Below are 15,197 nucleotides of genomic sequence, written 5' to 3' on the forward strand. Positions count from 1 at the left end.
TTTATAATTTAAATAGGTTGTTTCATTTCTTCCGGTAAAAAGCTAAAAAAAGTATCTCCCCGCAATCCTAAGCGTAAAGTTTCAAGTGGTATAACATCATCAACGCCAATATTACCAAGGTTTACATCACATCCAAAAAGTTTTATAAAATAGGCTTGTTGACTTTTTTGTGGGGTTTCCCAAATAATATTTTCAATTTTTACTTTGTTTACAATGCGATTAATAAGCATGTTATGTGCGCTACCGTTTTTGTGATAAATTCCCACTGTGCCACTTTCACGAGCTTCAGCTATTACTTTAAAAGCGCCAGCTTCCAATTCGTTTAACATCATGTTAATCCAACGTGCCGGATGAATAATGACACCTTCTTCTTTGCTTCCTACCTCACTTAATACTGTATAATTCTTTGCTAACGTTCTAATATATTCGCATTTCTTATCATGTTCCAATTCTATACTTCCATCACTCACTTCTGCACAATTCATTCCCAGATCTGCAATATATTTCAGATAGTCATCAAACTTATTTCGAACAACAAAGGCTTCAAACAAAGTTCCACCCACATACACCTGCATGCCAGCATCGCGGTATAGTTTGACTTTCTTCTTTACATCTTTAGTTATTAAGGACGTACCGAAACCTAATTTAATAAAGTCAACATAATCTGCCGACACGCTTAAAAAATCTTCAGCCTGCCTAAGACTAATACCTTTATCCATAACCATGGTTACACCATTTTTACGTGGTCTGATAGTGCGCTCAGGTAAATGCGACAGATTAAAATTATATTTATTTGCCATAGTTATTTTTTAAAACCGGAGATTAAATTTAAAATTTCCTTATCGTTTTTTAAAACGGGTGCGTATTCAAAAATTTCATCGTGTTTAGAGTAGTCCATATCCATAGCTCTCGTCAATACGTCCAAGGATTCTTTACGACGATTCTTTTCCAACAATATTATTCCCAAACGGTAATAAAGTTCTGCAACATCCGGAAATTTTTTAATGCCCTCATTTAAATTTTTAATTGCGTCGTCAATATACCCATTCTGATGCAAAAGTTTAGCATAATCTAGCCATACATCAAAATCAGGATACTCTAGCTCTATTACGCGTTGATAAGCCATAGCTGCTTCTTCTATGAATCCAAGTTTTTCCTGCAATTCTGCAAAAACATACCAATACTCAGGTTCGTTGGGATTTATTTCAATGGCTTTTTTAATGTAATGTACACCTTCGGTTAAACGATTCATAGCGTCTAACACAACGCCAATTCCCAACCAGGCGTCTGCATTCGCTGGATCTAATTTCACACATTTGTTATAGTTCACAAGCGACTCTTCAAAACGATCAAGGTTCTCGTAACATTCGCCTATGTAATAATAAGTCGTTGGTTCTTGTTCTTCGTATTTAAAGGTTTCTTTATAAACTTCTATGGCCGCTTCAAATTTATTTAACTGAGCTAAAGAGTTAGCTTTATTAAAATAGGCAGAACTAAATTGTTCGTTAATGGCAATGGCATAATCATAGGCTTCAATTGCTTTTTCAAACAAACCAATGCGTCCATAACCCAAACCTAAGTTAAACCAAGCAAAATAACTGTATGGGTGGTTATCAATATACTGTCCAAAGAACGCGATAGCCTCATCTGATTTTCCGGTAAGATCAAAACAAAGAGAAAGTTCGTTTAAGGCAACTTCATTTTTAGGATTTAATTTAATTGCTTTTTTAAGATAATACAAAGCGTCATCGGCTTTATCGTCATTTAAAAACTCAACACCTAAAGCCACGTATACCTCATCTTTTTGTTCAGCAAGTGGAATAGCGTTTTTAAAATTTTCGATTGCTTGCTCGCCAAGACCCATTTGGCTGTAAATAAACCCGCGTGCCATATAAAGTTCGAAGTTGCTGCGCTCAATTTGTTCTACTTCGTTGAGAATAGCAAGCGCTTCATATGTGTAATGCTGACTTGAAAGATATTGGGCATAGCGTATTTTAATAATGGAAGAAAACGGATAGCGTTCTAAACCATAGTCTATGGCTTTTTTAGCCAGCTCATAATTTAACCATTGAAGATAATAATCAATTATTTCTTCAATATCATCCGCATCAAAAAAATGAACCTGACCAGTAGCCAGCATATCTTCGAAAAGCCTTAAGTTCTCTTCAAATTCCTTATCATTCAATCCATCAGCATCGTCGTCAAACTCACTCATACCTATAAATACTAATTCTTAAAATTACGCCAATAATTTCAGAAAAAAGGGTTGATTTTATTAAACTTTTTTATAACAAAAAAGCCCGTTTTTTAACAAAACAGGCTTTACTTAGAAATAAAAATATATTCTAAACTTTAAGCTAAAACCGAACGTGAAATCACTATACGCTGAACCTCACTCGTTCCTTCATAAATCTGTGTAATCTTAGCATCGCGCATTAAACGCTCGACGTGATATTCTTTTACATAGCCGTAACCACCGTGAATTTGAACTGCTTCTGTAGTTACCCACATAGCTGTTTCGCTAGCAAAAACTTTTGCCATGGCGCTTTCTTTATCCAATGGTAAATGCTGGTCTTTTAACCAAGCTGAACGGAAAATTAATAAACGAGAGGCTTCAATTTTAGTAGCCATATCGGCCAATTTAAATTGAATAGCTTGGTGTTGACTAATTTCTTTACCAAACGCTTTACGCTCTTTTGAATAAGCCAATGCTAATTCGTAAGCACCACTAGCAATTCCTAAAGCTTGAGAGGCAATACCAATACGGCCACCACTTAAGGTTTTCATGGCAAATTTAAAGCCAAATCCATCTTCACCAATACGATTTGCTTTCGGAACTTTTACGTTATCAAACATTAAAGAGTGCGTATCGCTTGCACGGATACCCATTTTATTTTCCTTTGGCCCCACTGTAAAACCAGGCATTCCCTTTTCTACAATAAGAGCGTTGATTCCACGGTGACCAGCTTCTACATTCGTTTGCGCAATAACTAAATATGTAGACGCACTATTTCCATTAGTAATCCAGTTTTTTGTCCCGTTTAATAGATAATGGTCCCCCATATCTTTCGCGGTAGTTCTTTGAGAAGTAGCGTCACTTCCAGCCTCCGGCTCACTCAAACAAAAGGCTCCGATTTTTTCTCCTTTAGCTAAAGGCACTAAATATTTTTGTTTTTGTTCTTCGTTACCAAACGTTTCTAGTCCCCAGCAAACTAAAGAATTGTTTACACTCATTACCACACTACATGAGGCGTCTACTTTTGAAATTTCTTCCATCGCTAACACATAAGAAACAGCATCCATGCCACCTCCACCGTATTTAGGATCTACCATCATACCCATAAATCCTAACTCGCCCATTTTTTTAATTTGTTCTGTAGGAAATTTTTGGTGTTCATCCCGCTCAATCACTCCGGGCTTTAATTCATTCTGAGCGAACTCGCGCGCCGCTTTTTGAATCATTAAATGTTCTTCAGATAAATCGAAATGCATAGGGATTATTTTTATGGTTTATACTATTTTTTTGTAACCTTGCAAATATAATGGTATAGTACCATTGCTGCAATTAAAAGAATAATTTATTTTGCCAAATACCGGGAATAAAATGATTGTTTTAGGCTTAATGAGCGGAACCTCACTAGATGGTTTAGATCTTGCCTTTTGTTCGTTTGATAAGTCAGATGAGACATATTCCTATAAAATACTTGACGCCAAAACAGTAAACTATACTTCTATTTGGAAAGAACGATTAATCGCCGTTAAAGACGCAAGCGCAGAAGACTATTTTCGTTTGCATGTTTTGTACGGAAAATTTCTCGCTGAAGAAGTAAATGTTTTCAGCAAGGCTTCCGGCATTAAAGCTGATATCATAGCATCTCACGGACACACCATTTTTCACCAACCAAATTCTGGTTTCTCTACTCAAATAGGTTGCGGGGCAACAATAGCCGCTGAAACACAAATTACAACTGTTTGCGATTTTAGAAGTCTGGACGTTGCTTTGGGTGGGCAAGGTGCGCCACTGGTGCCAATTGGTGATAAACTTTTGTTTGGAGAGTATGCTGCTTGTTTAAATATTGGCGGCATTGCAAATATTTCATTTGATGAAAAAGGAAAACGTATTGCTTATGACGTTTGCGAAGCGAATATGTTATTAAATCTTTTAGCTGAACGTTCAGGTAAGGCATTTGACAAAGGCGGAGAAATGGCTAGAGCTGGAAAAATTAATACGGAGCTCTTACAAAAATTAAACAGCTTAAGTTATTATTCTGAAAAAGGCGCTAAATCAATAGGTAGAGAATGGTTTGAGCAACATATTGAAATTCTGTTAGACAAAAACATTAATGTAAATGATTTATTAGCGACCGGTACCGAGCACATTGCAGAAATAATAGCACAAGAATTAAATAAACATTATTTAAAAAACATTCTTATTACCGGTGGTGGTGCGTTTAATACTTTTTTAATTGAAAAAATAATTTCTAAAACATCTTGCGAAATTATTCTACCAGAAGAAGAAGTCATTAATTATAAAGAAGCTTTGATCTTTGCTTTTCTTGGTTATCTGCGTGTTCTTAACAAAACAAATACTCACAAATCAGTAACAGGCGCCACTAAGGATAGCATTGCCGGTGCGGTGTATCTTCCATAAATATAAATTTTCTGAACCAAGCTGGCATTATTTTTTTTTGCCATGTGCGTTTATTTTCTATCTTAGATTAAATTTTAAACCCAACAAGCATGAAAAAATTTTACAGCCTTATTTTTATAGCCTTATTTCTTTTTTGCGGAAAAGCTTTTGCGCAATGTATAACACCAACTAACACGCCATACTACGAAGATTTTTCTTCCATAACCGCTAACACACAATTACCACCGTGTTGGGCTATTAGTAACCCTTCTACCTGTTTAACTTTTACTAGTCCCGGTTCTCCCGGAAATGGAGCTGTGTTTTATCACACTCCTGGCGGCACCAGTTATTTTTATTCTAAAGCTATTCAACTCAGTGCCGGAGTTACGTATTCATCCTCGGTATGGTATAAAGTAAATCCAAACTTAAGTGGCACTTGGACCAATTTATCATTGTCCGTGGGAACGTCACAAAACAATACTGGACTTTTACCGATTGCAAGCACGACTGGAAATATTTTAAATTCAAGCTACAGTGCTTTGAGCAACACATTCACAGTGCCAAGCTCCGGTGTTTATTATTTAGTAGTGAGTGCTACCAGCAATGGATCAGGAACGGATTATTTGATGTGGGATGATCTTAGCGTTATTATTCCCTGTACCCCTACCCTGAATACTCCGACTGTAAACATAACAACAAGCTCAACTGTTTTGTGTTCGGGTAATGGCTTTACAGCAACCGCATCTGGGGCTAGTACATATACATGGAGCAATGGCACAACTGGTTCTTCAATAACTGGAACTCCGTCTGCTGGCCCGAATCTTTTTATTGTTCTGTGCGGAGATAACCTTACAGGGTGTACTGCCACGGCGAGTGTGCAAATATTAGTCAACCCGTCCCCGGTAGTTCTTGCGGTCACTAGCAAAACTTCCGTTTGCCTTGGCTCTAGTGCTATCTTAAGTGCATTAGGAGCTTCTACCTACACTTGGAGTAATAATCAAACGGGCTCTACGCTCATAGTAACACCAACTGTAACAACCACGTATTCTGTTACATACTCAGTTATAGGAACTGGCACCAATGGCTGCACCGCTGCGAACTCAGTTTCAATAGGAGTGGAACCATTACCGAGTATTAGTTACACCAGTTCTGCATCCACTTCAACCGTTTGTAAAGGGGATTTGGTAACGTATAACGCTTATTTTATTCCTGGATTTTGGTATATATGGAATGCAAACCCAATCGGGGGAATGTCGGGAAATTCTACTCGTTCGTTCAGTATTTCGCCGATTGCTACAACTACAATTAGTTTAGGGGGTTCAGACGAAGGTGGATGTATGAATTTTGTTAGTATTATACTTTATGTAGATGAATGTACTGGTTTGCCAAAGACAAACGCACTGTCAACAATCAAAATTTATCCGAATCCTGGAAAAGGCGTTTATGTTCTTGAGGCAATAAATTCAGAAACAAAAAATATTGTAGTTACCGATGTCGTTGGAAAAATTATATACTCAGAAAAAATAACGAGTGAAATTTCACGAATTGACATAAGCAATTTTGCAAATGGAGTTTATCATGTTCTTATTTCCAGTGAATCAGGAAAAGAACATTTGAAAATAATAAAGCAGTAATTCTTGCTTTATAAACTCAACCAAGTTTTAGCGGCTGAGCCCATGATGATTTCTTTATTTTCATTGCTAAGAGGAGCTGTTCTCACCAGTTCGCCGGGAACCGCTTCGCCTAAAGGAAACGGATAATCGCTTCCTTGCACAACTTTATCTGCGCCAACAAGGTCAATAATGTATTGTAACATTTTGTGATCGCATACATGACTATCTACCCAAAATTTCCCCAAGTATTCTTTTGGATTAATTGGATTATCGATAGCAACCAAATCAGGGCGACAATCCCAACCATGTTCAATACGACTAATGGTTGGAAGAAAAGAACCTCCACCATGCGCGAAACATACTTTTAGATTTTTATATTTTTCAAAAACACCACCAAAAATCATACTGCAAATAGCGCGACTAATTTCTGCCGGCATACCGACTAACCAAGGCAACCAGTATTTGGCCATGTGTTCTTGCCCCATCATTTGCCAAGGGTGAACAAGAATTGCCGCATTTAATTTTTCACAAGCCGCAAAAAATTCATCAAACTGAGGCTCACTTAAATTAAGGTCGTTTACATTACTTCCAATTTGAACACCCTTATAACCGTTCTTCATGCACCGTTCGAGCTCTTTTATAGCTAGACTTGCATCTTGCATGGGAACGGTAGCTAAACCAATAAATTTATCAGGATGATTATTCACTGTCGTTGCTATATCATCATTTAAAAACTGACTTACCTCTAAACAATCTTTTGCTTTAGCCCAGTAACTAAACATAACAGGAATCGTGCAAATAACTTGCATGTCTGCTTTGTGCTGTTTCATTTCTTCAATCCGCACTAAAGGATCCCAACAATTATCTGTTATTTCTCTAAAACGTTTATTCCCTTGAACCATCCAGGCGCGGCCTTGAGCGTGATGATCTAATGTTATAAATTCTCCGTAACCAAATTTTTTCGAAAAATCAGGTAAGTTTTTTGGAATAATATGGGTATGGGTATCAATTGTAAACATAATTTCTATTCTTTTGAGATTTTCTTTCTATTGATTTCGTAATTATAAAATTGTCTTCCTAATTCTGCTAAATAAGGTAAAGCAACAGTTATGTAATCGTACTTTCCATCATTTAAAACTTCGTCTTCGTTTGCATAAATAACTGCACTTAGCATAAATGAAATATTATTTTTCTTATCCAAAAAATAGGCGCAGTCAGACATAAAGCCATAGGACTGCCCTACAATATTAGTAATAATTAGATTAGTATCGTTAATTATCGCCTTTGAGTCTCCATAAAAAAGGTATTTTTTATAGCTATCATAATATATTTTTGAATTATAGCGAGGACTAGAACTTTGTCGTGGATAATGACTCAAATAGCGAATTAAAAATTCATTTTGATCTTTTGTGATTTTAAATTTTTTTGTAGAATTAAAAATAAGCTCTTGCAACATATTGTGGCAATCTAACAAACTCAAATAATTCGATCCTGCAAAACTTTTTGGTTTATTAATGAATTTATTCTTTTCATTATAATAAGCTTTACCAACATTCATACTAATTTTAAGTGGTGACGGCGCATGACTTGAATTTAATTCTTCTTGTCTGTAAATTACTTTTAAATCTTTACTTAAAAATATAATCGGATTACTTATTAAATTATTCTTCCCAAAACAATTACCATCGTAACGATTTACAATTCTAACTTCAGGATATCCTTTCTCATGAAGGTTTTTCTGAATATAATCTACACCTAAAAATTCGTAAACCCTACTATAAGATTCGTTGTCACTTACAAGGAGCATCCTTTTAATGTAATTTTCTATTGACGGATAATTATTTAAAGAGCTTGTATCGCTATTTACTTTTTTGTGGCAAGCAATTGAACTATCCGTAAACATTATTGCATCAAAGGGAATGGTAATTTCGTTTAGTTTTTCGAGAGCTAAAATACTTACTGGTAATTTTACAAGACTAGCGCAATAAAAATAATTTTCGGGATTTACATTAAAGTAATAATTCTTAAAGTTTGGTTTCCCATCCACAGAATCAATTTGTGTATATATAACTTGCGTATGATATTTTACAGGTGAAGAACTGATTTTTTTTAACAAAACGCTGCCTGAAAAAATAGAATCAAAATTGAACTGGCTAAACGAAAACGTGAATGCGGAAAAATAAAATAGTATAAAAAAATCTATTCTTCGCATTGCTCTATTTTCTTTTTACAATCATTAAGTTACTGTTTTTATCTTTAAAATTATAACCAATACCAAAGCCTAAGGGCGTTGCGCCATTTTTTTTGTAAAGCGTATCAAGATTTTTTTGATAAGCATTTCTAAACAATGAAACTGGTTTAGTGTACTCTCCGTACAATTTAAAATCCCAGGCTCTTTTACTTTTTGTGAAATAACGCAAAGCAATTCCGCTATCATCTTGAACAATTGTGTTAGCATTATTAAGAATAATATTTCTTACGAATGAAAAATATGACTTATGCAAAAGATAAGAGGCTCCTTTTAAATACGCATTAAAATTTTTTAAATTCTCAAGATAAGCAGTAAATCCTTTATCTCTCTCTAATGCATCGTCTATAAGGTTTAATGAGTAATAATTCAATTCTTTTATTTTATTTTCAGGACTCATAAAAACAATTTCTACACCTTTAGATTTGTATTTTGAAAGTTTTAATTCTTTAAAAGACGAAACGTATTCCTTATTTCCAAGAGAATCAATTGAAATTGGTTTTGCTGAAATAAGACCATTTCCGGTTTTACTTAAAAATAAAAAGAGCAAGTGAATCGTTCCATCTACCTCCTGATTTTTTAAATCCTTTCGCATGCTCTCAGTTCTAAAAAAACTAAATTTAAGTATGGCGTTTAAAGACGTATTTAATTTTTCGTAATACTGTTTTAATGAATCTCCTTCTTGTAACTTAAAGTCCGGAAGAGTTCCAACAGGCTCTAATCCAATCAGAATATATTTTTCGACATCCGGAAAAAATAAATTAGCGTATAAAATATCAGGTCCTGAAAAAGGGTAAAACAGTGTTGTTTGTTTTATTATTTCATTATTGAGCTCGTTTTCACTAAACTTCTTTAATTTTTGAATGCGCGAAGAGTCAAAATTTGCCCAACGTTTAGAAAATTTTTCTGAAAAATTCTTATAAGATTTATTTTCTGTAACATTTAAATAAAGAGATCCGTTATATTGACCACTAATTAATTGCGCAATACAATTTAAAGAATCGTTTGCCTCCACTTTAACAACAGGAATGACACTTATTACACTATCAGAAACTATTTTAATAGAATCCTCCTTTACAATATCGATTGCACTTACTTCTTGGTTTTTATTTTGTTTTGTTGTGCATGTAGTAATTAAAAGTAGCAGAACAAAGACTTTTTTCATGCTGGCAAAAGTAATTAATTCTTTTATGCAAAAAAAGCGGGAAATCCCGCTCTCATAACCTATTATTTTCTCACCCACAACCTACTCTTCGCGATCTCTTATTTCAATGAGTTTGGCTTTAATTTCTTTTAGTTTATCAATTACCTCTGCGTTTGAGGTTCCACCAACTTTTCCGCTATTTTTATGTTTAAGCTGCTCCTTCGCACCTTGAATAGTATATCCTTTTTGTTTTACTAGTTCCACAATACTCGAAATGTGTTCAATATCCTTTTTGGTAAATAAACGATTTCCTTTTTTGTTTTTGGTTGGTTTTAGCATATCAAATTCCTTTTCCCAAAACCTTAAAGTGCTTGCATTTAAGTCAAACAATTCGGAAACCTCGCTAATTGAATAATATAGCTTTTCGGTTTCTTCTTTTTCGTTTATACTCATAGTTGTGAATTTAATATTGAAATAAAAGTAAATCTATTTGTTAAAAAGTCAACCTTTAGTTTTCAACAGAAAATAGCCGATTTAAACAGACTCAGATAAAAAAGCCCCTCTTGTGGAGCGGCTTTTTTAAATTATCATCTTAAAATTTAAGGTAAATTGATGGTGAATACTTTATTTCTTATGGTAACGGTAGCAGTCATATCGCAAGCACCATTGCCATAGTCGATTGTTCTAACTGGACGACTACCGGGAGTATAGACAACTGTTCCACTAATAAATGGGTGACGATGAGGTCTTAAAACAGGCTCTGGGGCGCAATTAAAATCTCTCACTAAATCTGTTGCAACGGAAGTATAGTTTTCTGCCTTAGCATTAACGCCGCTAGCATTTCCATTCAACTTCACAATAGCTTTTTTCCAATCAATAGGAAAAGCCTGCCCTCTATAACAATTAGTGTCATTGGTATTTGTAAGCTCTTTAGTACGATTACACGTCCAAGTAACGGTTCCAGCGTTATTAGGTTTTACAATGGAAATATTTGCTGCTATCGACCATTTTAAATTTGAAGTTGAATTCGGTGTAATATTGCTAATTGTTTTATTAGTGATATTTACAGTGTAATCGTTCACCACATAGTTTTGAGAACTAACACTCATATTAAATCCAGGATTTCTATAACGTATTGCTCCTGAAGTTGAGCCAGAAAAATCATAAATAAGTTTACCGGTCCTAGATCGACCATCTTTACCAACACAAGGAGTGGTTCCAAAATCAACGGTGATAATTTGCCCTACAACTGTTATAACAGCACATCCTGCAGCTTCCATTGCTTCAATACCGGCTGAGCCACTTGTGCGGTATGTTTCTAAAGATCCGTTTTCAGAAACCTGGCTTCCAATGGATTCAATATCTGACACATAACTTTCCGCTACATTGTTATCATTAGCAGTGCTTTGTTCAGTGTCTTCTACCTCAACGACTTCTTTTTCTTTTTTGCGACAAGAACTTAAAAACAATGCAGTAACAACAAACATAATTGCTAAGAAAGAAGAAATTCCAGAAATATTCTTCCTTAATGTTACGGAACCTTTCGGTTGATTTTTTATTTGAGTTTTCATTTTTATTATTTTAGTTTATTTACTTCTTTGACTAGGAACAATGGCAAAAGTTTAATTTAAAAAAAGATTTTACTATAATTTAACACTTCACTAATAGTACAAACCATAAAAACGGACACCTTTACTACTAAATTGAATTGCCGGTGCCGGGAACTTCAAAATATTCACCAAAGAAAATAATCCCTTTAGTACTTTAGATTTTGTTTTAATCTTTGTGAGATCCACATCTAAGCTAAAATACAATCTTCTTTCTCTGTCAATTTTTAACACATTGCCTTTATTATCAACAGCAAGAACTTCGTTGGAATATCCTCCTAGCATACCATAAGCGCTATAACCAAAAGCAATATTTAACCATTTCGGAAACTTGTTTTCTTTTTTCAAAAATGAACTTGGGTTCACACTTAACCAATATGTTTGTCCATTATAATCTTTAAGTATTTGAGAATATTTATTTTTTCCCAATAATGACGGATTATACTGTGTAAGTCCGCTCTGCGAATATGAAAATTTCAATTGAACGCGCTGTTCGTTCCAATAGGCATTCTGTAAAATTGCAATTCCACTTCCAACAACATCTGCTAACTGATCGCCCCACGAATAACCCCAACCACGACTATAGCCATCCATTATTTCAATTGCTGTCATGTAGACAAAACCAATTCCACCACCTATAAATAATTTTTGTTTTCTCGAATATCCCGCCCAATTAAAAGCCTCCATCATTAAACGTGAAGTTTGATAAGTTGTATATACGTGCCCTACCTTGTCCATTTGCAGCCATTCTTTGTTGTCATTAAATAAATGGAATTTGCCAGTGTTATATTCACTGTACCATGTTTGATTTAAAACCAACAAAGATGCAACCGTAACAGCGCCAGTTGTAGATGCAAGAATTATTTTTCTTCTTTTGGAATGTGGCGGCACTAATGAATCATTTTGACCATAAATGACATGACACAGAAACACGAAGAAAATAATAAATGAAACTGCTCTGTGCATCTTCCAAAGATACTACATTTTAGAAATCATTATAGTCTACTAAATCTTGTATCGATTTAAGATTAAAGTCTGACTTCTTCCTTGGGGTTAAAGGAATTTGAACATTACCATTGCCGTTATTATCCAGCGTGCTATTCATATTAGCAGCATCTAAAATATTTTTATTGTTATAGTAAGCTCGGGTTTTACCCAATTTTAATACTAGACCGAAATTAAAAAACAAAGATGCGGGCACTTTTTCCGAGTAAAAATATTTATTATAAGAGCCACTTAACGTTTTATTGGCATTTTCGGAATAAAAAGTAATGTTGTTCCTTGTACTTAAACCACTGGCGAGATAAAAGTTGAAATTTTTACTGACACGAAAATCGAAACGAAACCCCGAATTAAGTTCGCTGCGTGTAAAATGAAAAGTACCCACATCGTATTTAGCATAAAGCGAATCAGCATTCGAAAAATTAAACATTCCTCCTTGCACTTTTGAATATAAACTAAAAAATATCTTTGATCCCATAGGAATATTTAAACTTACATTTCTTGGAAACTGAATACTCAAATTTATTTTATCCAGACGACCAATTCTCAAACCAATAAACGGTAAGTAAAGTCGATTGCCCCACATGAATGACTTAGTAACACCTAAACGTAAATTAAATTTATCATTGAAATTATGGCTATAAACAATGGTGCTCGCCAGTCGGTAATAGGGGCTTGATTTTGGGTATGCAATATCCCTGGTTACAAAGGGAGAAACATCAACAAACCAAACGCCTTTTTCACCAGTATTGTAAATAAAACGCATTCCAATTCCGAATTTAATAAGGTTATGTTTGCTAATGCCATCAAAGCTTGGCTGTAGTGACAAGAAATTTCCGGTAAGCAAAAGATGCGTGTTCCTTATACTGTTATCCTTGTTAGTTTTATCTTTTGTATATAATGGCGCGTGAAACGAAAACCCAAATTGTTTGACACCATAACTCTTAAGACGTTTGTTTATTTCATCAGTTGATGAATTAAGCTTTTTGTTTGGTTTGTAATAAGCGTCTAAAACAATCACTGTATTAAAGTAATGTTTAGGAAGTTTTACTTCTAAACTATCAAACGCGTCTTGTGCCTTTATTCCGATTGGAAATAAAAAAATTATACCGAAACAAAACGGTATGTAAATAGTATTTCGAAGTATATTCAAATTAATCACTATCCCCCTTTATGCTCTTCATTACTTTCATTCTAAACTCTTCCTCTGCAACATGCAATTTTACTGTCTTTTTTGCCCCAATGATTGATTTAATTTTTTCATTGTACTGTTTATGTACATCCGCTTCGGCTTGTTTCGACTGAACAAAAAGATAATACAATTGCTCTGCTTCTTTTTCACTTAAGTCGTCTGTTTTATTCCTATAACCGTGACGAAGATTTTTTCTTATAGCTCTAATCTTATCGTTGTATTCATTATAAACCGGCCAGAATTTCTCGTACTCAGAGTTTGTTAGTTCTAAACTTTTCGAAATAAATTCCACCCGCAACGCTTCAACCTTATCCCTTCCAGTTTGCGATAAACTAAATTCAGCCTTTGTGAGGAATAATAAAATTACAAATATGCGAATCGTCCAAGTCATTTATATACCATCTAAAAGATCTTCAACGGAAATTTCTTTGAAGCTTGTGTCTTTCGTTTTACTGTTAGAATTCTTTGTGTCTGTATTCTGTATTTTTTCTTCAAGAAGACTTGGGTCTACTAAATCATATAACTCGTCATCATCTAAGCGTTCTAAGGTTTTAGTTTTAACCAAATCCTTTTTATCCAAACAGGCAATGGTGCCACAATCTTCAGCCTGAAGGCCAGTGAAATAAATATTATAAATCCATAGTCCCAAAACTACAACAAGTATTGCTGCAACAGCATATCCTAATCGGCGAGAAAATAAATTTACAATCTTACCCGATTGAGGTTGGAGCTTTTGTGCAATAGCTTTACTTTTTTCTTCAAAATAATTTTCAGGTATTCTAAACGAATTCGTTTTCTCAAGAGAGTCCAATGTTGCAAAAGTCTCTAAAGTATTAATATCGTTAGCTACAAGTGTTGTTAACTCATCAATTCCTTTTTCTTCGAAATAATGTTGTGGCACTTCAAAAACACCTTTATTTCTTAAACCTACAAGTATTGGAAAGTAAATTAATTCTAACTCACTTTCCTTTCTAACGAAATAACTTTCTGGAACTTTAAAATTATCGGCTTGTTTAAACTTTAGTAATTGAGGAAATTCCTTATGCTCATCCTGCCACTCAATTTTATTAAAAATAGATCCGGCGGACTTTTGAAAATAACCCTCCGGCAGACCAAAATTAGTTGACCCTTCTCCAAATTGATTATTTTTATTCCACTCTTTCATTTATCTTTCTTTAGACTTTACTTTATGCAAAAAGTTTAAACCCCAACCAGTAGTTCTTCTATTTTTTTTGCCGCTATATGATAACTAGCTTTTAAGGCTCCAACCGAAGTTTCGAGTATTTGGGACATTTCTTCATAAGGAGTTTCATCATAATAACGCATGTTAAATACAATTCGTTGTTTTTCCGGAAGTGTTAAAATGGCCTGCTGTAATTTTAATTGAATCTCGTCACCCGAAAAATAATTATCACTTTCTAAATTCTTACTCAATTCATACTCAATCGGATGAATGGAAGTTGTATTTTTCTTTTGCTTCTGTCTTAAAAAAGTAAGCGCTTCGTTTGTTGCTATTCTATACACCCAGGTATACAGCTGACTTTCTTCTTTAAAATTTTCGAGACCCTTCCAAACTTTAATAAAAGTATTTTGTAATACGTCGTCGCTATCATCATGATTAATCACGATCTTTCGAATATGCCAATACAAGCGTTGTTGATACTTTGAGATCAAGTGGCTCAATGAGGTGTTGCGTGTTTTTTCGTCACGAAACAAATCCAAAATCATTTTATCGTCAACTTGAGCCAATTTTTTGTTTGT

The 15,197-nt window shown here is 34.4% G+C and carries 15 protein-coding genes; 2 read left to right on the forward strand and 13 right to left on the reverse strand.

Annotated elements, in window-relative coordinates:
* Positions 1-8: 8 nt before the first annotated feature.
* The 3 genes from P2086_RS00875 to P2086_RS00885 all read right to left on the reverse strand — a co-directional run bounded on the left by P2086_RS00875 (position 9) and on the right by P2086_RS00885 (position 3,492).
* Positions 9-800 carry a phosphosulfolactate synthase gene (locus tag P2086_RS00875; protein ID WP_317898534.1) on the reverse strand — a complete coding sequence of 264 codons (792 nt, stop codon included), beginning with the start codon at positions 798-800 and terminating at the stop codon, positions 9-11.
* Positions 801-802: 2 nt separating this feature from the next.
* Positions 803-2,215 carry a tetratricopeptide repeat protein gene (locus P2086_RS00880; RefSeq protein ID WP_317898535.1) on the reverse strand — a complete coding sequence of 471 codons (1,413 nt, stop codon included), beginning with the start codon at positions 2,213-2,215 and terminating at the stop codon, positions 803-805.
* Positions 2,216-2,352: 137 nt separating this feature from the next.
* Positions 2,353-3,492, reverse strand: coding sequence for an acyl-CoA dehydrogenase (locus P2086_RS00885; RefSeq protein ID WP_317898536.1), 1,140 nt, complete (start codon positions 3,490-3,492; stop codon positions 2,353-2,355).
* Positions 3,493-3,622: 130 nt separating this feature from the next.
* Between P2086_RS00885 and P2086_RS00890 the strand changes: the two genes are divergently transcribed.
* Together P2086_RS00890 and P2086_RS00895 are read left to right on the forward strand one after the other, a co-directional pair.
* The gene (locus P2086_RS00890) at positions 3,623-4,651 is read left to right on the forward strand and encodes an anhydro-N-acetylmuramic acid kinase (RefSeq protein WP_396127447.1); all 1,029 of its coding nucleotides are present in this window, start codon (positions 3,623-3,625) and stop codon (positions 4,649-4,651) included.
* Between the two features lie 89 nt (positions 4,652-4,740).
* Entirely contained in the window at positions 4,741-6,264 is a 1,524-nt protein-coding gene (locus P2086_RS00895; RefSeq protein ID WP_317898537.1) for a T9SS type A sorting domain-containing protein, read from the forward strand.
* Between the two features lie 8 nt (positions 6,265-6,272).
* Here the strand turns inward: P2086_RS00895 and P2086_RS00900 are convergent, their stop codons facing one another.
* From P2086_RS00900 to P2086_RS00945, 10 genes are all read right to left on the reverse strand, one after another.
* Positions 6,273-7,262, reverse strand: a complete 990-nt coding sequence (locus P2086_RS00900; RefSeq protein ID WP_317898538.1) for an amidohydrolase family protein — start codon at positions 7,260-7,262, stop codon at positions 6,273-6,275.
* 5 nt (positions 7,263-7,267) lie between these two features.
* A complete protein-coding gene (locus P2086_RS00905; RefSeq protein WP_317898539.1) occupies positions 7,268-8,359 on the reverse strand; it encodes a serine hydrolase in 1,092 nt (363 codons plus the stop codon).
* Positions 8,360-8,459: 100 nt separating this feature from the next.
* Positions 8,460-9,656 carry a hypothetical protein gene (locus tag P2086_RS00910; protein ID WP_317898540.1) on the reverse strand — a complete coding sequence of 399 codons (1,197 nt, stop codon included), beginning with the start codon at positions 9,654-9,656 and terminating at the stop codon, positions 8,460-8,462.
* An 81-nt stretch (positions 9,657-9,737) separates the two neighbouring features.
* Positions 9,738-10,088, reverse strand: coding sequence for a MerR family transcriptional regulator (locus tag P2086_RS00915; protein WP_317898541.1), 351 nt, complete (start codon positions 10,086-10,088; stop codon positions 9,738-9,740).
* A 146-nt stretch (positions 10,089-10,234) separates the two neighbouring features.
* On the reverse strand, positions 10,235-11,206 hold the full coding sequence (locus P2086_RS00920; RefSeq protein ID WP_317898542.1) for a hypothetical protein: 972 nt from the start codon (positions 11,204-11,206) through the stop codon (positions 10,235-10,237).
* 90 nt (positions 11,207-11,296) lie between these two features.
* Positions 11,297-12,208, reverse strand: a complete 912-nt coding sequence (locus tag P2086_RS00925) for a DUF2279 domain-containing protein (protein ID WP_317898543.1) — start codon at positions 12,206-12,208, stop codon at positions 11,297-11,299.
* A gap of 19 nt (positions 12,209-12,227) precedes the next feature.
* Entirely contained in the window at positions 12,228-13,406 is a 1,179-nt protein-coding gene (locus P2086_RS00930; protein WP_317898544.1) for a DUF6268 family outer membrane beta-barrel protein, read from the reverse strand.
* Complete coding sequence (locus tag P2086_RS00935; protein WP_317898545.1) at positions 13,399-13,827, reverse strand: hypothetical protein; 429 nt, start codon at positions 13,825-13,827, stop codon at positions 13,399-13,401. Before P2086_RS00935 ends, P2086_RS00930 begins: the two co-directional genes overlap by 8 nt.
* A complete protein-coding gene (locus tag P2086_RS00940) occupies positions 13,828-14,601 on the reverse strand; it encodes a hypothetical protein (protein WP_317898546.1) in 774 nt (257 codons plus the stop codon). It abuts the gene before it with no gap.
* Positions 14,602-14,636: 35 nt separating this feature from the next.
* Positions 14,637-15,164 (reverse strand): RNA polymerase sigma factor, encoded by a 528-nt coding sequence (locus tag P2086_RS00945; protein ID WP_502547933.1) that lies wholly within the window; start codon positions 15,162-15,164, stop codon positions 14,637-14,639.
* Between the last annotated feature and the right edge of the window lie 33 nt (positions 15,165-15,197).

Origin of the sequence: Aurantibacillus circumpalustris, assembly GCF_029625215.1 — a bacterium.
In the GTDB taxonomy this organism is placed as follows: Bacteria; Bacteroidota; Bacteroidia; order B-17B0; family Aurantibacillaceae; genus Aurantibacillus; species Aurantibacillus circumpalustris.

Bases quoted from the DNA above. Each gene is read 5' to 3' on its own strand.
- P2086_RS00875 (WP_317898534.1), bottom strand. From the start codon at position 800: ATGGCAAATAAATATAATTTTAATCTGTCGCATTTACCTGAGCGCACT.
- P2086_RS00880 (WP_317898535.1), bottom strand. From the start codon at position 2,215: ATGAGTGAGTTTGACGACGATGCTGATGGATTGAATGATAAGGAATTT.
- P2086_RS00885 (WP_317898536.1), bottom strand. From the start codon at position 3,492: ATGCATTTCGATTTATCTGAAGAACATTTAATGATTCAAAAAGCGGCG.
- P2086_RS00890 (WP_396127447.1), top strand. From the start codon at position 3,623: ATGAGCGGAACCTCACTAGATGGTTTAGATCTTGCCTTTTGTTCGTTT.
- P2086_RS00895 (WP_317898537.1), top strand. From the start codon at position 4,741: ATGAAAAAATTTTACAGCCTTATTTTTATAGCCTTATTTCTTTTTTGC.
- P2086_RS00900 (WP_317898538.1), bottom strand. From the start codon at position 7,262: ATGTTTACAATTGATACCCATACCCATATTATTCCAAAAAACTTACCT.
- P2086_RS00910 (WP_317898540.1), bottom strand. From the start codon at position 9,656: ATGAAAAAAGTCTTTGTTCTGCTACTTTTAATTACTACATGCACAACA.
- P2086_RS00915 (WP_317898541.1), bottom strand. From the start codon at position 10,088: ATGAGTATAAACGAAAAAGAAGAAACCGAAAAGCTATATTATTCAATT.
- P2086_RS00920 (WP_317898542.1), bottom strand. From the start codon at position 11,206: ATGAAAACTCAAATAAAAAATCAACCGAAAGGTTCCGTAACATTAAGG.
- P2086_RS00925 (WP_317898543.1), bottom strand. From the start codon at position 12,208: ATGCACAGAGCAGTTTCATTTATTATTTTCTTCGTGTTTCTGTGTCAT.
- P2086_RS00935 (WP_317898545.1), bottom strand. From the start codon at position 13,827: ATGACTTGGACGATTCGCATATTTGTAATTTTATTATTCCTCACAAAG.
- P2086_RS00940 (WP_317898546.1), bottom strand. From the start codon at position 14,601: ATGAAAGAGTGGAATAAAAATAATCAATTTGGAGAAGGGTCAACTAAT.
- P2086_RS00945 (WP_502547933.1), bottom strand. From the start codon at position 15,164: ATGATTTTGGATTTGTTTCGTGACGAAAAAACACGCAACACCTCATTG.